16 protein-coding genes are annotated in these 22,522 nt (G+C 53.4%); 12 read left to right on the forward strand and 4 right to left on the reverse strand.

Features of this window, described 5'->3' with window-relative positions:
• Positions 1 to 69: 69 nt before the first annotated feature.
• From ACF8D4_RS17335 to ACF8D4_RS17350, 4 genes are all read left to right on the forward strand, one after another.
• Positions 70 to 951, forward strand: a complete 882-nt coding sequence (locus ACF8D4_RS17335; protein ID WP_190535384.1) for a LysR family transcriptional regulator — start codon at positions 70 to 72, stop codon at positions 949 to 951.
• Positions 952 to 1,187: 236 nt separating this feature from the next.
• A complete protein-coding gene (locus tag ACF8D4_RS17340; protein WP_261752763.1) occupies positions 1,188 to 2,285 on the forward strand; it encodes an alkene reductase in 1,098 nt (365 codons plus the stop codon).
• A gap of 8 nt (positions 2,286 to 2,293) precedes the next feature.
• Positions 2,294 to 3,382 carry an alkene reductase gene (locus ACF8D4_RS17345; protein ID WP_261752762.1) on the forward strand — a complete coding sequence of 363 codons (1,089 nt, stop codon included), beginning with the start codon at positions 2,294 to 2,296 and terminating at the stop codon, positions 3,380 to 3,382.
• Between the two features lie 98 nt (positions 3,383 to 3,480).
• Entirely contained in the window at positions 3,481 to 3,903 is a 423-nt protein-coding gene (locus ACF8D4_RS17350) for a VOC family protein (RefSeq protein ID WP_208135595.1), read from the forward strand.
• 99 nt (positions 3,904 to 4,002) lie between these two features.
• Here ACF8D4_RS17350 and ACF8D4_RS17355 read toward each other — a convergent pair whose 3' ends face one another.
• Positions 4,003 to 4,890 (reverse strand): LysR family transcriptional regulator, encoded by an 888-nt coding sequence (locus ACF8D4_RS17355; protein WP_025009774.1) that lies wholly within the window; start codon positions 4,888 to 4,890, stop codon positions 4,003 to 4,005.
• A gap of 234 nt (positions 4,891 to 5,124) precedes the next feature.
• On the opposite strand from ACF8D4_RS17355, the gene ACF8D4_RS17360 reads away from it, so the two are divergent.
• Complete coding sequence (locus ACF8D4_RS17360; protein ID WP_025886539.1) at positions 5,125 to 6,381, forward strand: adenylosuccinate synthetase; 1,257 nt, start codon at positions 5,125 to 5,127, stop codon at positions 6,379 to 6,381.
• 172 nt (positions 6,382 to 6,553) lie between these two features.
• Positions 6,554 to 6,751, forward strand: coding sequence for a hypothetical protein (locus ACF8D4_RS17365; RefSeq protein ID WP_144132208.1), 198 nt, complete (start codon positions 6,554 to 6,556; stop codon positions 6,749 to 6,751).
• An 86-nt stretch (positions 6,752 to 6,837) separates the two neighbouring features.
• Here the strand turns inward: ACF8D4_RS17365 and ACF8D4_RS17370 are convergent, their stop codons facing one another.
• Entirely contained in the window at positions 6,838 to 9,912 is a 3,075-nt protein-coding gene (locus tag ACF8D4_RS17370) for a MexW/MexI family multidrug efflux RND transporter permease subunit (RefSeq protein WP_261752761.1), read from the reverse strand.
• Positions 9,909 to 11,102, reverse strand: a complete 1,194-nt coding sequence (locus tag ACF8D4_RS17375) for an efflux RND transporter periplasmic adaptor subunit (RefSeq protein ID WP_392465991.1) — start codon at positions 11,100 to 11,102, stop codon at positions 9,909 to 9,911. The genes ACF8D4_RS17370 and ACF8D4_RS17375 overlap by 4 nt, the downstream gene beginning before the upstream one ends.
• 119 nt (positions 11,103 to 11,221) lie before the next feature.
• Here ACF8D4_RS17375 and soxR point away from each other — a divergent pair, with 119 nt between their 5' ends.
• Both soxR and tadA read left to right on the forward strand, forming a co-directional pair.
• Positions 11,222 to 11,707 (forward strand): redox-sensitive transcriptional activator SoxR, encoded by a 486-nt coding sequence (soxR, locus tag ACF8D4_RS17380; RefSeq protein WP_051472593.1) that lies wholly within the window; start codon positions 11,222 to 11,224, stop codon positions 11,705 to 11,707.
• A gap of 108 nt (positions 11,708 to 11,815) precedes the next feature.
• Positions 11,816 to 12,328, forward strand: a complete 513-nt coding sequence (tadA, locus tag ACF8D4_RS17385; protein ID WP_392465993.1) for a tRNA adenosine(34) deaminase TadA — start codon at positions 11,816 to 11,818, stop codon at positions 12,326 to 12,328.
• A gap of 512 nt (positions 12,329 to 12,840) precedes the next feature.
• Here tadA and mltF read toward each other — a convergent pair.
• On the reverse strand, positions 12,841 to 14,292 hold the full coding sequence (gene mltF, locus ACF8D4_RS17390; protein ID WP_392465995.1) for a membrane-bound lytic murein transglycosylase MltF: 1,452 nt from the start codon (positions 14,290 to 14,292) through the stop codon (positions 12,841 to 12,843).
• Between the two features lie 291 nt (positions 14,293 to 14,583).
• Here mltF and purL point away from each other — a divergent pair, with 291 nt between their 5' ends.
• The 4 genes from purL (at position 14,584) to cydX (ending at position 22,498) form a co-directional block, all read left to right on the forward strand.
• A complete protein-coding gene (purL, locus tag ACF8D4_RS17395) occupies positions 14,584 to 18,465 on the forward strand; it encodes a phosphoribosylformylglycinamidine synthase (RefSeq protein WP_392466063.1) in 3,882 nt (1,293 codons plus the stop codon).
• Positions 18,466 to 19,641: 1,176 nt separating this feature from the next.
• The gene (locus ACF8D4_RS17400) at positions 19,642 to 21,216 is read left to right on the forward strand and encodes a cytochrome ubiquinol oxidase subunit I (protein ID WP_025886552.1); all 1,575 of its coding nucleotides are present in this window, start codon (positions 19,642 to 19,644) and stop codon (positions 21,214 to 21,216) included.
• 16 nt (positions 21,217 to 21,232) lie between these two features.
• Complete coding sequence (gene cydB / locus ACF8D4_RS17405; RefSeq protein ID WP_028779211.1) at positions 21,233 to 22,372, forward strand: cytochrome d ubiquinol oxidase subunit II; 1,140 nt, start codon at positions 21,233 to 21,235, stop codon at positions 22,370 to 22,372.
• A 12-nt stretch (positions 22,373 to 22,384) separates the two neighbouring features.
• On the forward strand, positions 22,385 to 22,498 hold the full coding sequence (gene cydX, locus ACF8D4_RS17410) for a cytochrome bd-I oxidase subunit CydX (protein WP_025009779.1): 114 nt from the start codon (positions 22,385 to 22,387) through the stop codon (positions 22,496 to 22,498).
• Positions 22,499 to 22,522: the final 24 nt, after the last annotated feature.

The raw sequence follows: 22,522 nt of genomic DNA on the forward strand, positions 1-22,522 counted from the left end.
ATAAGTGTTTCAGTAGGTAATATTTGCTATAAATGCAAAAAATGCTGGTGATGTATTTAGGTAAGAGTGATGAAAACACGGTCCGATGACTTGGCAATACTGCTGGCGGTTGTAGACAATGGTGGCTTTTCTCCGGCAGCTGAGCTTTTGGATATCCAGGTCTCGCGGGTTTCAAGGGCGGTGAGTAAGGTTGAGAGTCAGCTTGGGGTTTCAATACTCAATCGTACTACGCGCCGCATAGATTTAACCGAAGAGGGACGGCAGTTTGTTGATACAGTTCGTCTTGGTTTGTCGCAAATTCAGCAAGCAGAAGAAGAGATTATCACCAGAGGGACATTACCCAAGGGGCGTCTACGCGTCGATGCTGCAAGTCCGTTTGTGTTTCACCAACTGGTGCCGCTTATCCAGCCCTTTATGCAAGCCTTTCCGGATATTGAACTGGAACTGACATCCAACGAGGGGTTTGTTGATCTGTTGGAAAAGAAAACAGATCTAGCGATTCGGATAGGTTCTTTAAGCGATTCGACTCTGCACGCACGGCCGCTCGGAAAGAGTTTGCTCTATGTTGTCGCTTCGCCTGAGTACCTGGCAAGACGGGGATTTATCAATAAAAGCAGTGAGCTTATTCATCACGATTTATTGGGTTTTTCCAGCCCTAAAACCCTTAACGATTGGCCGCTCAAAGGGATTGGTCGTATCACCCCAACAATAACATCGAGTAACGGTGAAACGGTGAGACAGCTGGCATTACAGGGCAATGGTATCGCTTGCTTATCGGGATTTATGGTGAAGAAAGATATCAGTGAGGGACGTTTAATCCCTTTATTGGAAAGAGAAAAAATCACCAATATAGGACGAGAGCAGATTAATGCCGTTTATTATAAATCCTCCAATGTTGCCAAGCGTATCTCCGCTTTTATTGACTTTATTCAGCCTAAATTGACGCTATGACTCGGCTTTGGGCAAGCTCTCTTTGCGGTTTGCGTCGGCGGTAATCCAGTCCTTCTCTAACGTTATTTGTACCTTCCATGGTTCAAGGGAGTCGAATGCTTTTCCTTATCTGGCATTGGGCTTTCATGTTACTTGGCAATTTTTGCGTATATGACAAAAATGATTTGTCTTTATTGCTCTCAATGCCTCTATTTGGGTTTGTTACTATGCCTGCCATCACATGAGAGGGCTTTTCTATGACGCAATCACTTTTTCAATCGATCAAACTGGGTGAGCTACTGCTCAACAACCGAGTTGTCATGCCACCTATGACGCGCTCAAGAGCCAGTCAACCAGGCGATGTGGCCAACGAGATGATGGCAACCTATTATGCGCAGCGTGCCGGTGCGGGCTTGATTGTCTCAGAGGGGACACAGATTTCCACCATGGCCAAAGGTTATGCGTGGACGCCGGGGATCTACACTCCCGAGCAGATCGCCGGTTGGCGCAGAGTGACTGAGGCTGTGCATGCCAAAGGCGGTGCGATTTTTGCGCAGTTGTGGCATGTGGGGAGAGTGACTCATCCGGACAATATTGGTGGTTTGCAGCCTATCTCGTCATCAGACATTAAGGCTGAGAACGTGAAAGTGTTCGTCGATAATGGCAGCGACAAACCCGGTTTTGTCGATGTGGTTCAGCCCAGGGCAATGATAAAGGCCGATATAGAGCAAGTTATCGCTGATTATCGTCAAGCAGCGCTCAATGCTATTGAAGCCGGTTTTGATGGTATTGAATTACATGCCGCCAATGGTTACTTGATTAACCAGTTTATTGATTCCGAAGCAAACAATCGTGGTGATGAGTACGGTGGCAGCCTTGAAAACCGTCTTCGTTTTCTTGATGAAGTGGTTACGGCATTGGTTGACGCCATTGGGGCAGATCGCGTCGGGGTGCGTCTGGCACCGCTGACCACACTCAACGGCACAGTGGATGCAAACCCTATTGAAACCTATACCGCTGCTGCAGCGCTACTCAATCGACATCGCATTGTTTATTTGCATATTGCCGAAGTGGACTGGGACGATGCGCCCGATACACCGCTTTCGTTCAAGCAAGCGCTCCGTGAAGCCTATCAAGGAGTGTTGATTTATGCCGGTCGCTATAACTTGGAGAAGGCAGAGCAAGCTATTAACGCTGGCCTTGCCGATATGATAGGTTTTGGTCGGCCTTTTGTTGCCAATCCAGATCTGCCGGAGCGTTTGCGACAGGGCTATCCCTTGGCTGAACATGATCCCAACACCCTATTCGGGGGCGGTGAAGCAGGGCTCATTGATTATCCAAGTTATCAGGCATAGGGGGTAGCATGTTAACAGCATTCCATGGTCAAGCATTGAAGACCAACAATCGCATCGTCATGGCTCCCATGACACGTTCACGTACTTCTCAACCGGGAGACATTCCCAATGAGATGATGGCTGAGTATTATCGGCAACGCGCCAGTGCCGGGCTCATTATTACAGAGGGAGCACCGGTTTCAGCCATCGCGAGAGGCTATTCGATGACCCCCGGGATTTATACCCCTGAACAGATCCAAGGCTGGAAAAAAGTCACTCAAGCTGTCCATCAGCAAGGGGGAAAAATCTTTGTTCAGCTTTGGCATGTGGGGCGTCGCAGCCATGCCAATATCGCCGGCTCGCAACCTATGGCACCATCGGCGATTAGCATTCCAGATCAGGTGTTTGGCCCGTTGGCTGAAGGCGGTTTCGGTATGGTGGCGACACAACAGCCAAAAGCGATGACGGAAGCAGAGATTAAAGCCACTACCGCAGATTTTGTGCAAGCAGCCCAAAATGCAATAGACGCGGGGTTTGATGGCGTTGAAGTGCACGCCGCACATGGTTATCTGTTCGACACTTTCTTAAGGCTGGAAAGTAATCAACGACAAGATCAATATGGTGGCAATCAAGAGAATCGGATGCGTTTCTTGCTGGAAACGCTACAGGCACTTTGTGAGGCGATTGGCGCAGGCAAGGTCTCTGTACGTTTGTCCCCTTATGTTAACGAAGGCTTTGCCGGCGAGGACCCGGAAATCGTGCCTTTGACGTTGGCCTTGCTGGAAAAGTTGCAGCCGATGAATCTTGCATATGTGCACTTTTCGGAGAATATCTCCCGTTACTCGGTAGTACCCGAGGCATTTCGTCGCCAGGTTCGCAGTGTATATAGCAATCCTATTATGGTGGCGGGCAAGCTGACCAGGCAAACAGCGCAAAGCTTACTCGACAAAAAGTATGCCGACTTTGTTGCCTTTGGTACGCCTTTTGTGACCAATCCGGACTTGGTTGCCCGTTTTACCCATGACTGGCCATTGGCTGAGTTCGATGCAGATGCAAGGCTAACTTTATATGGTGGTGGTGAACAAGGTTATATCGATTACCCAGCTTATGAGGTATAGCCGACAGGGTTCATTGGTTCCCCTGCTGCAGGAATACTGAAGGGATAAAATCTGGGGTTACATCATGTCCAAGTCAGTTCAGCGTATAAGGTAAGAAGATGAAGCAGAACATTGTCCATATTGCACTGGTAGTAAAAGACTACGATGAAGCAATCGATTTTTATACCAATAAGCTTCAATTTGAGCTTATTGAAGACACTTACCAACCTGAGCAAGATAAGCGCTGGGTTGTGGTTGCGCCGCCCAATTCTCACGGAGTGGCTTTGTTGTTGGCAAGGGCTTCAAAACCTGAGCAATTAGACTTCATTGGTAACCAAGCGGGAGGTCGTGTATTCCTTTTCTTGAATACCGATGACTTTTGGCGAGACTACGAGCGTATGCAGTCAGTAGGTATCGAGTTTGTACGTGCCCCCCAAGAGCAGGATTACGGTACGGTAGCGGTATTTAAAGATTTATATGGCAACCTTTGGGATTTACTTCAGTTGAATCCTGAGCATCCAATGGCGAAAAGGCAAGCATAACAAATGGCTATGGCGTCAATGGTTATTTTTCCATCTGACGCCGGCTTGTTAAGTTTTCCTGTAGCCGGAAGTCGTTGAATGCCTGTTACCTTCACACAGTTAACCCACACTCGGCGATTGCAATATCTCTTCATCCACCCAATGGAGCAGTTTCTTGATGGCTTTGGAGAGCACCTGGTTCTGACGCACTATGTAACCCAGGCTGGCGGAAGGGAAGCTGGGCAGTGGGGTAATGCTGGACTGCAAATTGAGTTTCGGGTGCAGGGCGAAGTCCGGCACTATGGCGATGCCGAAGCCGGCTTCGGCCCAGTCGATTTGGGCATCCACGCTGCCCACCTCCATGATGCGGTATTCCGGCAGTTTGAGCTCAGGCAGAGCCGGGTCAATCAGATCCCGGGTGCGGGTGTCGTGCCCCAGTAGTATCAAGGTCGGAGCTTCCTGCGGGCTGGGGACTTTTCCTCTCTGCCAGGCCTTGAGATCATTGCCCAAGGCGTACCATTTCACTTGTTTCAGCTCGGTAAAATGCAGCGGCTGACTCTCTTTTTGCGCCATCACAAAGCCGAGATCGGCCTTGGCACTTTTTACCAGGTCTGCCGCCTGAGAGGAGGTGGTGTTCAGCAGTGTCAGGTCGATGCCGGGGAATTCGGTTTTGAACGACTGAAACGGGCCTATCAACAGCCATCTGGAAATAATATCGCTGGCGGCTATGGTCATCGTGCCCTGGCACAGATCATTGATGGCGTTGAGATCGGCCTGGCAACTTTGCAGCTCCATCAGGGTATTGTGCGCACTCCTTAGCAAGCGCTCACCGGCTTGGGTCAGCCGAAATGGATTACGCTCAATCAGCTTTACTCGGGTGGTTTGCTCCAACTGCTTGATATGCAAGCTGACATTGGGTTGCGTCATATGCAGCTCATTGGCTGCCTTGCCGAAGTGTTCGAGGCGGGCCAGGGTGACAAAGGTTTTAAGCCAGTGGAGTTCGAGCATAACAGCCTCTTTAAGAGCTTTTTAGCGGTACTTTTGCAGCGTTAGGGCAGGCGCTTTATGGTTGGCTGCTTTTGGCCATGGCCTTAGTCATGGCCTTGGTCACGACAATTGCCCGCTATCTTCGATGCAAAGTATCCCGATATGGATTTCTTATCAAGCCAATAATGATTATTAATTTTTCTTATTTATGCCGTGGTCATAGGATAGACAGGTTTTTGTTTAGGAGAACTGGAAATGTCGTCTATCGTTGTAGTTGGTGCAAACTGGGGTGATGAAGGTAAAGGCCGTATCGTGGACTATCTGGCAGATAGCGCAGCGGCGAGTATACGTTTTCAGGGCGGCAACAATGCCGGCCACACAGTTGTGAATGACTTTGGTACATTCAAACTGCATCAACTGCCTAGCGGCGTATTCAATCCTGGTTGTTTGGCGGTATTGGGTCCCGGCATGGTGATAAGCCCGGCGCCACTTTCCGAAGAGATTGCCGAGGTAAAAGCCGCCGGTGTCAATGTCAATCTGTGCATTTCCGACCGGGCGACTCTGTGCCTGCCAATCCACGCCATTGAAGATACTCTGGAAGAGGAGCGTCTCGGTGACGGCGCTTACGGTTCTACCCGCCAGGGCATTGCCCCGGCTTACGGTGACCGGGTAATGAAAAAAGGCATTCTGGTGGGTTGGTTGAAGCAGCCTGAAGTACTGCGTGAACGTATCCAGTTTATGCTGGACTGGAAACTGCCGCAGCTCAAGGCGCTGTATCCCTCCTTTGAATTTTCGCAAACCGCAGAAGAGATGACAGCTTGGTTGCTGGAAGTGTCTGCCCCTTGGCGTGATGCCATCTGCAACGTGAGCGAGCCACTGAAAGCGCTGCAGGCAAAAGATGAAAACCTGCTGTTTGAAGCCCAGTTGGGCGCGGGTCGTGACCTGGTTTACGGTGAATACCCTTGGACCACTTCTTCCAACGTGACCGCCGCTTATGCCGGTCTCGGCAGTGGTTTACCGGCACTGCGCCCCGAGCGGGTGATTGCCGTAGCCAAGTCCTTCAGCTCATCAGTGGGAACCGGTACCTTGATTACTGCCATGGAAGAACAGGACAGCTTCCGCGAAGCCGCCAATGAGTACGGCGCGGTAACCGGGCGTCCCCGTGATATGGGCTATTTCGATGCCGTGGCCACCCGTAATGGTGTCGAGCTGCAGGCAGCTACCGAAGTGGCGCTGACCAAGCTGGATTGTTTGAGTGGGATGCAGGATCTGAAAATCTGCATCGATTATCAGGGCGATCACAGCGAAAACCCGATTTGGCCACAAACCTCAGCCTTGGCGCCGGTTTATGAGCAGATGGAAGGCTGGAGCGAAGACATCACGGCTTGTCGCACCTTTGAGAGCCTGCCTCTGGCGGCGCAAAAGTATGTGCAGCGGGTTGAAGAGCTGATGGGCGTACCGGTAAAAATGATCTCTGTCGGCCCGGAGCGGGCGCAGATGATCCTCCGCTAACAGCCTCTTGTGTGCCATGCCGCAACCTTAGCTTGTTAAAGAGAGCGGAATAAAGAGAACTGATTGAGGGCCCCATTCACTTTTACCGGGTGAATGGGGCCCTTTGGTTGTATCGGCTTGCAAGATAAACTCTTGGAGACATGGACCTGCTCCAGAAAAAGGAATAATGACCATGAACAAACAGCAGGAAACGGCAAAACCAAACTCAATATCTCAGCGAGATGAGCCGCTGGTTCGGCGGCTCACGGATGAGGAGATAGCCGAGCTCAGGCGGGATATGGCCGAATCGGCTGCCTGGATGCGCGCCGAATTGAAACGGCGCAGGGAAGCCAAAGATAAAGCGGACAAGGCTCAGGAAGCACAAGACTAAGGAATCGTCATGTCGCTTAAGGAGCGCTGCGAATAATAAACTGCCCGCAATCGCGGGCAGTTTGGTCTTTCTATAGCGAGCCCGAGTTACTGGCTCTGCAATACAGGCGCCAACTGCTGCTGTCTTTCGTCTATGCGGGTATGGTCCCGTGCCAGCAGGGTGTAGATGGTCGGCAATATAAACAGGGTAAACAGCGTGCCTATCAACATGCCGGAAACGATCACCAGGCCCAGACCGAAACGACTGGCGGCACCGGCGCCGCTGGCAAACAGCATGGGGATAAGCCCAAATACCATGGCGGCTGTGGTCATCAGCACCGGCCGCAGGCGGATCCTGGCGGCTTCCAGTATCGCCTGTTGACGGCTCAACTGTTTTTGCTGTTGCAGCTCGTTGGCAAACTCCACCATTAAAATGCCGTGTTTGCTGATAAGGCCTATCAGAGTGACCAACCCTATCTGGGTGTAGATATTGAGAGTGGTCAACCCCAACGCCAGTGGCAACAGGGCGCCGCAGATGGACAAAGGCACAGTGATCAGAATGATAAGCGGGTCAATCAGGCTTTCATACTGCGCCGCCAGCACCAGATAGATGATCAGCAGCGCAGCGATAAAGGCAAAGGCCAAACTATTGCCTTCGTGCACATACTGGCGCGAGTCAGACTGCCAGTCATGGCTGTAGTCGGCGGGCAGTGCTGCAAGCTGCTGCTCGAGGAAGGCCACAGCTTGCCCCATGCTTACTCCCGGCGCCGGAATCGCCTGTAAGGTGGCGGCATTTTGCTGGCCGAACTGACTCAGACGGTTTGGCTCGACTCCGCGCTCGAGTGTGACCAGGCCGGAGAGGGGCACCAGAGTGCCATCAGTGCTGCGTACATACTGTTTGCCAAGCTCTTCGGCCGAGAGGCGTTGTTCCCTCAGGCTTTGGGGGATTACATCATAGGCGCGGCCATCCATGGCGAAGCGATTGACATAGTTCTCACCTACCAGCAACGCCAATGACTCGGCGATATCCTGCATCCTCACCCCTAAGCTGTTGGCCTTGGCCCTGTCGACACTGAGTTGCACCACTGGGTTGTTGTAATCCAGATCGCTGTCCACCACGACAAACAAACCGCTCTGGCGCGCCGCCTGCTTGATTTGCTCCATGGTTTGATAAAGCTCGGGGTAAGCGCCGGGGGAGCGCAATACCATCTGCACCGGCAGCCCGCCGGTGGAACCTGGCAGGGGCGCCAACTGGAAGGCAAAGATACTGCTGCCCGGGATAGTGCCCGCCAGTTGCTGCAGCTCGGTCTGAATAGCACTGGCGTCTCGGCTGCGCTCACTCCAGTCACTGAGATTGATACCGCCGAAACTGGCCGCCGGGCCGTCGGTGCCATTGATTATCCAGGTACCCTGGGTTTCCGGGATCCGGGTAAATATTTGATCCAACTGCCGGTTGAAGTGCTCGGCATACTCTAGATTGGCATGTTGCGGCGCCTTGATGGCGGTTAATACGCCGGCCTGATCTTCCGTGGGGGCCAATTCCCGCTGCGGCTGCAAATAGAGCCATGGAAGAGCAAGCATCACCAGCAGGGCGAAGCCCAAGCTAAGGGTTCTATGGGCGAGCGACCATTTCAGCAGACGGCCATAGCTATCGCCCAAGCGCTCGAAAAAATGCTCGGCGGCGCGGGCCAGTCGGCCTTCGCTCTGCTTTGGTTGCAGCAACATTGAGCTCATTACCGGCGATAAGGTCAGGGCGACTATGCCGGAGACAAGTACAGCACCGGCTAGGGTCATGGCAAACTCACGAAACAGGCTGCCGGTAAGGCCGCCCATCAAGCCTATGGGGGCATAAACTGCCGCCAGGGTAATGGTCATGGCTATCACAGGGCCGGCCACTTCGCGGGCGCCTATCAGGGCAGCTGCCACAGGGTGTTTCCCCTCTTCGATATGGCGGTGGACGTTTTCTACCACCACAATGGCGTCATCCACCACCAGGCCTATGGCCAGCACCATGGCCAAGAGAGTGAGCAGGTTAATGCTGAAACCAAAGGCCAGCATCAGTGCAGCGGCGCCGAGCATGGATAGGGGAATGGTGGCTATGGGGATCAGCACAGAGCGCAGCGACCCGAGACACAAGAGGATCACCAGCACAACTATCAACAGTGCTTCGAGCAAGGTGCGCAGCACTTCATCTATGGATGCCTGAATAAAGCGGGCGTTTTCATAGGCAAGTTCCACCCGAACACCCGGCGGCAAGGTTTTGCGGATCTCCGGCAACTGCTTGCGAATGCCATCCACTATGATCAGAGGGTTGCCCTTGGGGGTGGCAAATAGCCCCAGATGCACAGCTGCCTGACCATCCATGGAGGCGCTGCTTTCTTTGGAAGCGGCGCCCAGCTCCACAGTGCCGACATCACCGAGGCGCACCAAGTCCCGCCCATCGTTTTTCAATACCAGATCGCGAAAGGCTGCGACATCAGTGATATCGGTATTCACCTTGATATTGGCGACAACAAACTGGCCCTTGACCACACCGGGAGCGGCCTGAAAGTTGTTACGTCGCAGCGCATCGGCCACATCGGCGGCCGTCAGGCCTCGTCCGGCAAGCTTGTCGCTGTCGAGCCAAAGGCGCACCGCCAGTTGTTGACCGCCAAACTGCTGGACCTTGGCCACACCGGTAATGCTGGCAAATCTGGGCTCGACCACCCGCGACAGATAGTCGGTCAGGGCCGGAATGCTCAGGCTGTCACTGGCAAAACCGACATAAGCCACGGCGGTGGATTCACCCGAGGAGCGCTCGATAACAGGATCGAAGGCATCCTTGGGCAATTTGTAGCGCACGGCACTGACCTTGGCCATCACTTCGGTCAGAGCCTGGGTGGAGTCACTGTTGAGTGTCATCCTGAGTTGAATTTGACTGCGGCCCTGAGTGGAGGATGAGGAGATAAAATCGACGCCCTCCACTGATGACAGCGCCTGAGTCAGCACCTGGGTCACAAAGCCCTGCATCAGCTCGGCCGAGGCGCCGGGATATTGGGTTGTCACACTGATAGTGGCGTTTTCCAGCTGCGGATATTGGCGCACCGGCAACTTGCCAATGGAGAACAGCCCCAGCAATAGGATAAGACTGCTGACCACCAGTGCCAGCACCGGACGCTCGACAAAACGGTCGGTAAATCTCATTGTGATTGCCCCTTGCTCTGATAAAGCAGCGCTGCGGTGAGGCTGTCCTGGCCCGTGCTGCTGACCTGGACGCCATCACTCAGCCTGAGTTGACCGGAGGTGACCACCAGTTGATCAAGCGACAGGCCGGAGATGACCTCGACCCAGCCATTCTGACGTTGGCCGGTTTTAACTGCCACTTTGTGGGCCGTGAGGCTTTGTTCTCCGGCATCGACCCGAAACACGGTTTCGCCCCAGGTGTTATAAGTGATGGCGCTTTCGGGGATCATCAGCGCCTGGCGTCTTGACTTTTCCAACGCCACCCGGGCAAACATGCCGGCTCTCAGCTTGGCTGCGCCATTCTCCTGGCTTGGATAGCTGGCCGCCTTTTCGGCAGGCTTGTCGTCGACTCGCTCTTTATCATCAGGCTCGCCATCAATAGGTTTTGGCAGCAATATCGCCTGCAGTTGCAGCATTCGTGAGCTGCCGACAATCGGCTCTATGGCGCTCAGTTTGGCGGGCCAGCTTTCATTGGGGCGTAAGTCTGTCCAGAGTTGCAATGTTTGCCCAAGCTCAAGTTTATCGGCCTGGGCTTCGCTGATCGCAAAGTTGATTTTGAGCTGACTGTCATCCACCAATTGGGCGATGGTTTCACCGGCGCCAAGGTATTGGCCCAAGTGAATTTTGCGGATCCCCAAGGTACCGGAGAAGGGGGCCTTGATGGCCTTTTGGGCTATCAGAGCCTGGGTTCGGGCGACAGCCGCGCGGGCCATATCGCGCTCGGCCAGGGCATTGTCCAGTGCTTCCCTGGAGGCCAGATTATCGGCGGCCAGGCTAACGAGACGCCGATAGGCACTCTCGGCTGCCAGTAACTGCGCCTCTTGCTGCAACAGTTCGGCTTGCTCCACCGCATCATTGAGCTGCACCAAGAGTTCACCGGCTTTAACCTGTTGCCCCGAGTCGAAGTGCAGCGCCGTTACCCGGCCAGATGTCTCGGCAGCGACGGCGATTTGGGCAGCGGCTTCCAGTTCGCCAACGGCGTCGAGTTGCTGTGGCAGGCTGATTTGTTGCACGCTGGCCAATGACACAGCCACAGGGCCATAACCATGGCCGCCACTGTCAGCCTCATCATCGGCTTTCAGGCCGTAGGTAAGACCCAGGCCGAGAAGCAGCGAAAGGCCAAGCATCAGAGATAGGGATTTGTTGATCATGATAGCGACAAGTTTCCTGTGTTTTTTGTCGTTTATGTAAAGGGGCCATCCTTGGCGGGGGTTGATTTATTCCTTCGGCGGCACTATAAAACCTCAAGTTAACTTGAGGTCAATAGTCAATGAACACAAAATTTACTGCCGAACCTGAAAATGATGACGAAGGGGCATCCCGCGGTGCTCTGACCATAGGCCAGGTCGCCAAACGCAGTGGGGTACCGGTGTCCACTATTCACTTTTATGAGTCCAAAGGGCTTATCAGCAGCCAGCGCAGCAGTGGCAACCAGCGGCGCTTTCCCTCGACTGTGCTTAGGTTGATTGCCATCATTAAGGTGGCGCAGCGCACCGGAGTGCCGCTGGAGGAGATAAAGCAGGCACTGGCCAAATACGGCACCAACGCCAAGTTGACGGCGGCGCAGTGGCGGACCATTTCCGCCGAGTTAAGGGCCTCGCTGGATGAGAGGATCAAGAAGCTGACCCGGCTGCGGGACGAGCTGGACAGCTGCATAGGCTGCGGTTGTTTATCGCTGGCCGAATGTCCACTCAGAAACCCAGATGATGTGCTGGGTCAGGAAGGCGCGGGCCCGAGGATCCTGGAGCGGCCTTGAGTCTATGCCGCATGCAGGCGCCGAAAGAGTCGATATCCGCGGATCTCGGATTTGGTACTGGTATTCATGCCAGTTATACTGGCGCCGCATTGAGAACGGATGAATAGAATGACAGAGAATCGCGACTTACATTGGATGCAGTTGGCCATGGAGATGGCGCAAAAGGCTGAGGCCCTCGGGGAAGTGCCGGTGGGGGCCGTGCTGGTCAAAGATGACAAGCTTATTGCCTGCGGCTGGAACCAGCCTATTGCCGCCAACGACCCCTGTGCCCACGCGGAAATTCTCTGCCTCAGGCAGGCGGGCAGTCAACTGGAAAACTACCGTCTGCTGGATACTACCCTCTATGTGACGCTGGAGCCTTGCGCCATGTGCGCCGGGGCCATGGTGCATGCCAGGGTGGGGAGACTGGTGTACGGGGCTGCGGATCCCAAGACAGGCGCGGCCGGTTCAGTGCTGGATCTGGTGCGTCATCCCCTGTTCAATCACAAGTTGGCGGTCAGTGCCGGGGTGATGGAACAGGACTGCAGCGAACAGTTGAGCGCCTTTTTCAGGCGACGCAGACAGGAGCAGAAGGCATTGAAGCAGGCAAGGAAACTTAATCCGCCTGCTGCAGAAAACTGAAGAAGAGTTTGTGACGGTTGAGAATGCGCTTGTGACGGGTTTTAACCAGGCTGCGGCGACGGGCCATTGCATTGTTAATGGTCTTTCTTTTCATAAGCTTACCTTAGGGAAGGTGCGAACAAGTCCCATGTGTGCTCTGCGTCGGCTTACGGGCCTGGATGCAAGGCGTGGTTCGCAGCAAATGGCCTTAGTCCTTTGCAAGAGGCACAACACAGCAGGCAGGCCAGTAAGCCACGCCCTTCGGGGCTTTCACAGCAACCGGCTCTCTGCGTTATCCGACTTCGACAGGCCCCGGCATGCCTTCAGTCAGATGCCTTGAACGCCAATTACTGTGCAAGCCAGAGTGCCACGAGGACTTATTCACACCTTCCTTAGTTTATTCAGATGTTTTTGTGAGTTTTTTGGCATCAATGACAAGCTAACAGCTTATTTAAGCTTGCGCCAGCCCCAAATGGCGGGCTGCGCATCAAAGCAAGACTGTTTGGCGCGAAAATGAGTCGTGTGCGGGGTTTTCAGTTGGGCTGGGCACCGCTGAGTTCGGTTTCTTCCCCGGCCTGGGATTCAGCTTCTCTTTGTGCTGCCTCTTCCTGAGCCTGCTCCCTGGCCAGGGCTTCCAGTTTGGCCTGATTGTCTATCCACACCAGAGTGTCATAGTAACGGCGAATGCTGTCGACATAATGCACCGCCTCGTTGCCTCTGGCATAGCCATAGCGGGTGTGCTGGTAGTATTTGCGCTTTTGCAGCAAGGGTAATACCTGCTTGAGATCTTTCCAGGCACTGGGGTTAAGGCCGCTGGCCTGTGCCAACTTACGGGCATCCTCCACATGGCCATAGCCTATGTTGTAAGAGGCGAGGGCAAACCACATCCGCTCCTCCTCCGGAATAGACTCAGGCAGGCGTACCAAAATGTCGCTCAGATAACGGGCACCGCCACGGATGCTCTGCTCGGGATCGAGGCGATTCTCCACCCCCAACTGTTTGGCGGTTGCCAGAGTCAGCATCATCATGCCGCGCACGCCGGTCGGTGAGCGGGCCCTGGGGTTCCAGTGCGACTCCTGATAACTGGTGGCGGCCAGCTTGCGCCAGTCGAGTTCACCGGCATAGGTTTCAAACAGATGGCGGTACTTGGGCAGCTTGCTGTCGACCGCACGGATAAAGGCGCGGGTGTCGACATAGTCGAAACGTTTGACATGACCGAAGTACTTTTCCACCAAGTGTTCCAGCGTGCCGTCTCTTTGTTCCTGATGCCAGAAACGCAGCAGTTGGCTCATCAGTTGATCGCTGCCTCTGGGGGGCAACAGCCAAACCACAGCCTGTTGCTGCTCCAGCACCTGGCCGGATCTCAGCTCAGGCATAAAACGGCGATTGATATTGATGCTGGTGGAATCTGAAATGGTGTAGCTGAGTTCGCCGCTGGCTATCATGCTCAGCAGCTCTTCATTATCTTTATCTGCGACCTGTTGCCACTCAAGGTTGGGATTATCTGCCTTGAGTCGGTTCAGGGTTTCCACAAACGACGAGTCGGCTATCACAGTAACAGGCGCATCCAGGGCGTTGAGATCTTTGGGGACAGGGGTGCCGGCGCGGTAGACCATCACCTGATTTACCCGATAAAGCGGTGGTCCCAGACGAAACTGCTGTCTGCGGCTCCGGGTATCCGACAGCCCGGCGGCAATCAAATCTATCTCGTTTTGTTTCAGCGCCTGGTAGAGCTCATTGATATTGCCATAGGGCTTCATCTCCAGCGGCTTGCCGAGAAAGTCGGCGAAACGCGCCGCCATCTCATAATCAAACCCGGCACTGCCCTGGGTGGAAGAAACATAGATTTGTGGGCCATAGAGGGTGCCAACCCTGAGTTCCTTGGCCTCATTCACCGCCGGGGTTACCTGAGCATCATCCACGACAGGTTGCCGGCAGCCTGCCAGCAAGATTATCAGGGTGAGAGTCGCGGTGAATCGTTTCATTATCTATCGGTAAAAGCCCTTAGCCTGTGGTTTGCCGCTGAGATAGGGGTTATTCCTTTTGTTTGATTAATTTGTAAATAAATTCAATGAATTGCGTCTTGGTTGCAGGCCTGGTATCCCCGTGATTGAACCATGGGGTCAGGCACCGGAGGGTATATTACCCCATAGGATTACTTTATATCACAGGAAACACTGTTTTAAGCAAAGTCTGAGGTGATTTGTAGGGCGCATTTACCTATAATAGCGCCACCTCTGACCCTGTAATTATAAATAATAAGGTGATAAGACGTGATGGAGATCATCCGCGGAGCCCCCGCACTCTCGGCATTCAGAGTGCAAAAGCTGATGCAGGCCTGTGAAGCCGCCCAGCTTCCGGTAAAGCAAATCTATGCCGAATATGTTCATTTGGCTTATCTGAGCGAAGCGCTCAACCCCGATGACCAAGCGCAGTTGAGTAAGATTCTAACCTACGGTCCGGCCATCGAATCCCACGAGCCCCAAGGCACTCTCCTTTTTGTTACTCCCCGTCCCGGTACTATTTCTCCCTGGTCTTCCAAAGCCACCGATATCGCCCAGAACTGCGGCCTCAAGCAGGTAAAACGTTTGGAACGCGGTCTGGCTTACTATGTGGAATCCGACGCTCTGAGCGGCGAACAGCTCAAGAGCCTCAAGGCGCTGCTGCACGACCGCATGATGGAAGTGGTACTGGACAGCTTTGAAGCGGCCGATGTGCTGTTTGCCCGCACTGAGCCCAAGCCTTTTGTCAGCGTCAACATTCTCGGCGAAGGCCGCCGGGCGCTGGAAATCGCCAACCGCGAAATGGGCCTGGCCCTGGCCGATGATGAAATCGACTACCTGGTCACCAATTTCCTGCGCCTTGAGCGCAACCCCAACGACATTGAACTTATGATGTTCGCCCAGGCGAACTCAGAGCACTGTCGTCACAAGATCTTCAACGCCGATTGGACCATTGACGGCGAAGTGCAGCCCAAGTCGCTGTTCAAGATGATCAAGAATACCTATGAGAAGACCCCGGACTATGTGTTGTCGGCCTATAAAGACAACGCCGCGGTAATGACAGGTTTTGAAGCCGGGCGTTTCTTCCCCGACAGTGACGGCGTTTATCGCTATCACACAGAGCCGATGCATATTCTGATGAAGGTGGAGACCCACAACCACCCGACCGCCATCAGTCCTTATCCTGGTGCTGCCACCGGCTCTGGCGGTGAAATCCGTGACGAAGGCGCTACCGGCCGCGGCTCCAAGCCCAAGGCGGGTTTGACCGGCTTCAGCGTATCCAACCTCAAGATCCCGGGCTTTGTGCAGCCTTGGGAAGGCGACTACGGCAAGCCGGACCGGATTGTGACTGCCTTTGACATCATGATCGACGGCCCTCTGGGCGGCGCCGCTTTCAACAACGAATTCGGTCGTCCGGCCCTGTTGGGTTACTTCCGCACCTATGAGCAGCAGGTTTGCAGCCACAACGGTGTCGAGGTGCGCGGTTATCACAAGCCTATTATGCTGGCCGGCGGCCTTGGCAACATTCGTGAAGAGCACGTACAGAAAGGGGAGATCTCCTTAGGCGCCAAGCTGATTGTACTGGGTGGCCCGGCGATGAACATTGGCCTTGGCGGCGGTGCGGCTTCCTCCATGGCGTCCGGCCAGTCCAGTGAAGATCTGGACTTTGCATCGGTGCAGCGGGAAAACCCGGAAATGGAACGCCGCTGTCAGGAGGTTATCGACCGCTGCTGGCAGATGGGCGATGCCAACCCTATCCAGTTTATTCACGATGTGGGCGCCGGTGGTTTGTCCAACGCCTTCCCTGAGCTGGTAAGCGATGCCGGTCGCGGCGGTAAGTTTGAGCTGCGTAACGTGCCTTCCGATGAGCCAGGCATGAGCCCGCTGGAGATCTGGTGTAACGAATCCCAGGAGCGTTACGTGCTGTCTGTGGCAGCCGAAAACCTCGATACCTTCGCCGCCATTTGTGAGCGCGAGCGCGCGCCATTTGCTGTGGTGGGTGAGGCGGTTGCCGAGCAGCACCTGAGCCTGAGCGACGAGCACTTTGACAACAAGCCTATCGACTTGCCGCTGGAAGTCTTGCTGGGCAAACCACCGAAGATGAGCCGTGATGTAGTGACTCAAAAGGCGCAGTCTGCGGCGCTGGATGAAGCGTCCATCGATCTCGCACAAGCCGTTAAGCGGGTGCTGACTCTGCCAACCGTTGCCGACAAGAGCTTCTTGATCACCATAGGCGATCGCACGGTAACCGGATTGGTGAACCGCGATCAGATGGTCGGCCCCTGGCAGGTACCTGTGGCGGATTGCGCCGTTACCGCCGCCTCGTTCGACAGCTATGTGGGCGAAGCCATGTCCATGGGCGAGCGCACTCCGCTGGCCTTGCTGGATTTTGGCGCCTCGGCGCGGATGGCCGTGGCCGAATCCTTGCTGAACATGGCCGGTGCCGATATCGGCTCACTGAAGCGCATTAAGCTATCGGCCAACTGGATGTCTGCAGCCGGTCACCCGGGTGAAGATGCCGGCCTCTATGAGGCGGTCAAGGCAGTGGGCGAAGAGCTGTGTCCCGAGCTTGAACTGACCATTCCCGTGGGCAAAGACTCAATGTCGATGAAGACCGCCTGGGAAGACAAGGGCGAGCAGAAGGCGGTTACCGCACCTATGTCGCTGATCATCTCTGCCTTCGGTGCGGTGCGCGACATTCGCAATACCGTGACCCCTGAGCTGCGTACCGACAAGGGCGAAACTGTATTGTTGCTGGCCGATCTGGCCAAGGGCAAGACTCGTCTGGGCGGTTCCTGCCTGGCGCAGGTGTTCGGTGAGCTGGGCGATATCGCGCCGGATCTGGATCAGGCTGCCGTATTGAAAGGTTTCTTCGAGGTGACTCAGCAGTTGGTGGCCGAGCGGAGTTTGCTGGCTTACCACGACAAGAGTGACGGCGGTCTGTTCACCACCTTGGTGGAAATGGCCTTCGCCGGTCACACTGGCCTGAATGTGGATATTTCTGCGCTGGCCGGCAGCGCTCTGGCGCGCCTGTTCAACGAAGAGTTGGGCGCCGTGCTGCAGGTGAGCAAAGACCAAGCCGCCGAGATTATCAAGGCTTACACTGATGCCGGTGTGGATTGTCATCCGATAGCAGAGCTGAGCGACGATGGCCGCATCCGTATCCAGGATCACGGCGCCGAAATTTATAATGCTTCACGCACCGAGCTGCGTAAGCTCTGGTCTGAAACCACCTACAGAATGCAGGCGCTCAGGGACAACCCTGAGTGTGCCCGTGAAGAGTTTGACCTCAAGTTGGATGAAACCGATCCCGGCCTCACGGTTAACTTAAGCTTTGATCCGGCAGAAGACGTTGCCGCGCCTTATATCCTCAAGGGCGCTGCACCCAAGATGGCGATTTTGCGTGAGCAAGGGGTCAACTCGCATATCGAGATGGCAGCCGCCTTCGAGCGTGCCGGTTTTGAAAGCCGCGATGTGCATATGTCGGATATCCTCAGTGGCCGTATCAGCCTGGAAGAGTTTCAGGGGCTGGTGGCCTGTGGTGGCTTCTCTTACGGTGATGTATTGGGCGCCGGTGAAGGTTGGGCCAAGTCCATCCTGTTCAATAGCCGTGCCCGTGAGGACTTCAGCCGCTTCTTCGAGCGTGCCGACAGCTTTGCTCTGGGTGTTTGTAATGGTTGCCAGATGCTCTCCAACCTCAAGGAGATCATTCCGGGTACCGAGCATTGGCCGCACTTTGTCCGTAACCGCTCTGAACGCTTTGAAGCGCGTTTTAGCCTGGTGGAAGTGCAGCAAAGCCCATCGCTGTTCTTCAGCGGTATGGCCGGCTCCAGAATGCCGATTGCCGTTTCCCACGGGGAAGGGCGTGCCGAGTTTGCTTCAGCTGCCGCCATGGCAGCGGCCGAGCAGAGCGGCACTGTGGCGCTGCGTTATGTCAATGGTAAAGGTGAGGTGGCCAGCTTGTATCCACAGAACCCTAACGGCTCGCCCAACGGCTTGTCCGGGATCTGTAGCCTGGATGGCAAAGTCACCATCATGATGCCTCACCCTGAGCGGGTGTTCCGCACAGTCGCCAACTCCTGGCATCCGGAAAACTGGGGTGAAGACAGCCCTTGGATGAGAATGTTCCGTAACGCCAGAGTGAAGTTGGGATAAGGTTAAAAATCATCCCATAAAGGGTAAAAAAAGGCGGGTATTTATAACCCGCCTTTTTTATTTAACTTTTGCCCTACAGTAAAAACTTTAAATCATCAATAGCTTGCACTTTGTTCAATATATTCTTATGTATTGAAGTGTCAAAATGCAGGCTTTACAGCGCTTAACAGGCTAAAGCCGGACTAAGGCTGGAATCACTCTTTAATGGCTGCAGAGACGAAAAAGCCCCATAGGAATACCTATGGGGCCGTTTTGCGCTAACAAAACTTCAAGACAAGCAGTTGCTCAGCTGTGATTAGTAAACCAGTTGAGACTTGTAAAGTTCAACAAAAACAGGCTTGTAGCAGTTAACCAGACGTTCAAAAAAATTTTTCATAATGATATCTCCACACAAAGTTCAGTCAATGTGCGCGGAGGAAGGTCTGCAGATATTGATGTCGGCCGACCCGAGCGTCTCCTTAACACAGGCTACATATTAGTCAACCCTGGCGGCTTTATCAAACGAGAAATAATACGATATGAGATTAGAAAAATTAATCTGAATTTTTGGTGATTTTTATGTTTGGTTAATTGGTGTTTATTTATTTCATCATAATCAAATGGTTAAAAAATAATGAGATCAAAATCACACGCTTTGAGTTAGCATATTTAACTTTAAAAATTGTTAAAAAGTTTATTTGGCTAGTTTATACGTGTTTTTTCATAAAGCATCCAAAATGATGGATTATTTATAGTTGGTGTAAATGCTCTAACAGGATTTTACCACAAAGTCAATACTCATCCTTGGTGGCTGTGTGCCCCTCCGCAAAACCCAGCTAAAGCCCGGAGTTTGATTGATTTGCGTCAAATTCAAGTGGTATAAAATCAGGGCAAATCTTAGCTGAACTAATAACGCAAGTGCCTGATATTAAATAATTTGCAAATATTGGAACACTGGCAAATGCTGATGCTGATCGCATAAATCTGCAAAAGCGTGATTCGCCTCTCGTTAAGGCCGCCAAAAACCGATTTTTAAGCTTTTGGTGAGTTAAAGCGCAGCAACGCGAATCATTTGGGTGGTTTATCCGGGTTTCCGGGTAGATAAGAAATTAATGAACTAAGCTATCCAACTCACCACCTGTTGTCTTTGATGGGGATCTGAAGACAACGGGCGGAGCACCATGTAAGGAGTCACAAATGATAGTTGAAGAAGTCGTTGAGCTATCGCGCATACAATTCGCGCTGACAGCCATGTATCACTTCTTGTTTGTTCCTTTGACTTTGGGTTTGGCCTTCCTGCTGGCAATCATGGAATCACTCTATGTGATGACAGATAAGCAGATCTACAAGGACATGACTAAATTCTGGGGCAAACTTTTCGGTATAAACTTTGCCCTGGGGGTTACCACAGGTCTGGCAATGGAGTTCCAGTTCGGTACCAACTGGTCCTACTACTCACACTATGTGGGTGACATTTTCGGTGCTCCTCTTGCGATTGAGGGCTTGATGGCCTTCTTCCTGGAATCCACTTTCGTGGGTATGTTCTTCTTCGGTTGGGACAGATTCTCCAAGCGTCAACACTTGGCTGTGACCTGGTTGGTTGCATTGGGAAGTAATTTGTCTGCGCTGTGGATCCTGGTCGCCAACGGCTGGATGCAAAACCCTGTGGGTAGCGTGTTCAACTATGAAACCATGCGCATGGAAATGACCAGCTTCGCGGAAGTGGTATTTAACCCAGTCGCTCAGGTTAAATTTGTTCACACTGTCGCTTCCGGTTATGTAGCCGGTGCCATGTTTGTTCTGGCTATCAGTTCTTACTACATCCTCAAGAAGCGTGACCTGCCATTTGCCCGCCGCTCTTTCGCCATTGCGGCGAGTTTTGGTATGGCCTCTATCCTGTCTGTTATCGTACTGGGTGACGAATCCGGTTATAAAGTTGGTGAAGCTCAGCGGGTGAAACTGGCGGCGATTGAAGCTGAATGGCACACAGAGCCTGCTCCGGCAGCCTTTACTGCGATAGGTTTCCCTAACCAGGAAACCATGCATACCGACTATGCCATCAAGATCCCATATGCCATGGGTATCATAGCTACTCGTTCTATTGATGAAGAAGTGACAGGTATCAAGGATCTGATCGCCGAGCACGAAGTTCGCATCCGCAACGGTATGAAGGCTTATGCCCTGCTTGAGCAGTTGCGTGCCGCCAAGGCTGACCCTGCTATTGAGGAAGATCCTGCGGTTCGCGCGGCTTTCGAAGAGCAGAAAGTTGACCTGGGTTACGGTCTGTTGTTGAAGCGCTACACAGATAAAGTGGTCGATGCCACCGAAGAGCAGATTAAGGCGGCCGCCAGGGATTCTATTCCAAGCGTAGCACCACTGTTCTGGAGCTTCCGTATCATGGTGGGCCTTGGTTTCGTCATGCTGGTAGTGTTTGCAGCTGCCTTCTGGCAGAGCACACGTCATCAGATTGAAGAGAAGAAGTGGGTACTCAAAGCTGCGCTCTACAGCTTGCCTCTGCCTTGGATCGCCATCGAGTGTGGTTGGTTTGTGGCCGAGTATGGTCGTCAGCCATGGACTATCTCCGAGATTCTCCCGACCTTTGTGTCTGCTTCCAGCCTGACGGCGGCCGATCTCTGGTTCAGTATCATCAGCATTACTCTGTTCTACACTGTGCTGCTGGTTATCGAGCTCTTCCTGATGTTCAAGTTTGCGCGCCTGGGTCCAAGCAGTCTCAAGACCGGCCGTTATCACTTTGAAAAACTAGAAGCCTGAGCAGAGGGATTTCATTATGTTTGATTATGAAATATTAAGATTTATCTGGTGGTTGTTAGTTGGCGTCTTGCTCATAGGCTTCGCTATTACTGATGGCTTTGACATGGGGGTAGGTGCCTTACTGCCAATCTTGGGTAAGGACGATACCGAGCGCCGGGTGATGATTAACACGGTTGCTCCTCACTGGGATGGTAACCAGGTGTGGTTGATCACCGGTGCCGGTGCCCTGTTCGCCGCTTGGCCTACTGTATATGCCGTTTCTTTTTCCGGCTTTTACGTGGCCATGATCATAGTGTTGCTGGCGCTGTACCTGCGTCCCGTAGGTTTCGACTATCGCTCCAAGATAGAAGATCCACGCTGGCGCAAGAGCTGGGACTGGGCATTGTTTGTCGCAGGTTTTGTTCCTCCGCTGATCATAGGTGTTGCCTTCGGTAACCTGCTGCAAGGCGTGCCTTTCAGCTTCGACGAGTACCTGCGTGCCCACTATGATGGTGGCCTGTTCGGTCTGCTCAATGGCTTTGGCCTGTTGGCCGGTCTGGTCAGTGCCTGTATGTTTATGATGCAGGGTGCTTGCTGGTTGCAGATGAAGACCGAAGGTGAGCTACGCAATCGCGCCGCTGCAGCTTCACAGTTGACCGCACTGCTGCTGATTGTACTGTTCGGTGCAGCCGGTGTGTGGCTGGCTACCGGTATTGATGGTTATGTGGTGACTTCGGCTCTGGATACTAACGCCGTGTCTGACCCAACCATGAAGACAGTTGAAGTTGTTTCCGGTGCTTGGATGGCCAACTACGACAAGTACCCAGTGACCATGCTGTTCCCTGCTTTGGGCCTGTTGGCGCCTGCCTTGGTGCTGCTGACCAGCCGTATGGGACGTAGCGGTTTCGCCTTCCTGTTCAGCTCACTGGCCATTGCCGGTATCATCCTGACCTGTGGCGCGGCTATGTTCCCATTCGTGATGCCTTCATCACAGGAGCCTAACGTCAGTCTGACCATGTGGGACGCTACCGCCAGCCAGATGACTCTGACTGTGATGACTTGGGTTGCGATCATCTTTGTACCAACAGTGCTGAGTTACACCTGCTGGACTTACTACAAGATGTATGGCCGTCTGAACCGTCAGCACATTGAAAACAACAGCACATCACTTTACTAAGGAGCCTGAATTATGTGGTATTTCACTTGGATACTCGGCATTTTATTGGCTTGTTCCTTCGGTATCATCAATGCTCTCTGGTTGGAAAATACAGAGAACATGGATAGAGACACTGAAGAGAAGTGATAGCTTGAGTTAGAATCGAAAGCC

The sequence above is a fragment of the Shewanella sp. YQ_9 genome, from assembly GCF_043103185.1.
Lineage (GTDB): Bacteria > Pseudomonadota > Gammaproteobacteria > Enterobacterales > Shewanellaceae > Shewanella > Shewanella algae.

Excerpts from the sequence above, each read along its gene's own strand:
- ACF8D4_RS17360 (WP_025886539.1), top strand. The coding sequence starts at position 5,125 with ATGTCGTCTATCGTTGTAGTTGGTGCAAACTGGGGTGATGAAGGTAAA.
- ACF8D4_RS17370 (WP_261752761.1), bottom strand. The coding sequence starts at position 9,912 with ATGAGATTTACCGACCGTTTTGTCGAGCGTCCGGTGCTGGCACTGGTG.
- ACF8D4_RS17335 (WP_190535384.1), top strand. The coding sequence starts at position 70 with ATGAAAACACGGTCCGATGACTTGGCAATACTGCTGGCGGTTGTAGAC.
- purL (WP_392466063.1), top strand. The coding sequence starts at position 14,584 with ATGGAGATCATCCGCGGAGCCCCCGCACTCTCGGCATTCAGAGTGCAA.
- ACF8D4_RS17340 (WP_261752763.1), top strand. The coding sequence starts at position 1,188 with ATGACGCAATCACTTTTTCAATCGATCAAACTGGGTGAGCTACTGCTC.
- soxR (WP_051472593.1), top strand. The coding sequence starts at position 11,222 with ATGAACACAAAATTTACTGCCGAACCTGAAAATGATGACGAAGGGGCA.
- ACF8D4_RS17365 (WP_144132208.1), top strand. The coding sequence starts at position 6,554 with ATGAACAAACAGCAGGAAACGGCAAAACCAAACTCAATATCTCAGCGA.
- cydB (WP_028779211.1), top strand. The coding sequence starts at position 21,233 with ATGTTTGATTATGAAATATTAAGATTTATCTGGTGGTTGTTAGTTGGC.
- ACF8D4_RS17375 (WP_392465991.1), bottom strand. The coding sequence starts at position 11,102 with ATGATCAACAAATCCCTATCTCTGATGCTTGGCCTTTCGCTGCTTCTC.
- mltF (WP_392465995.1), bottom strand. The coding sequence starts at position 14,292 with ATGAAACGATTCACCGCGACTCTCACCCTGATAATCTTGCTGGCAGGC.
- ACF8D4_RS17350 (WP_208135595.1), top strand. The coding sequence starts at position 3,481 with ATGAAGCAGAACATTGTCCATATTGCACTGGTAGTAAAAGACTACGAT.
- ACF8D4_RS17400 (WP_025886552.1), top strand. The coding sequence starts at position 19,642 with ATGATAGTTGAAGAAGTCGTTGAGCTATCGCGCATACAATTCGCGCTG.
- tadA (WP_392465993.1), top strand. The coding sequence starts at position 11,816 with ATGACAGAGAATCGCGACTTACATTGGATGCAGTTGGCCATGGAGATG.
- cydX (WP_025009779.1), top strand. The coding sequence starts at position 22,385 with ATGTGGTATTTCACTTGGATACTCGGCATTTTATTGGCTTGTTCCTTC.
- ACF8D4_RS17345 (WP_261752762.1), top strand. The coding sequence starts at position 2,294 with ATGTTAACAGCATTCCATGGTCAAGCATTGAAGACCAACAATCGCATC.
- ACF8D4_RS17355 (WP_025009774.1), bottom strand. The coding sequence starts at position 4,890 with ATGCTCGAACTCCACTGGCTTAAAACCTTTGTCACCCTGGCCCGCCTC.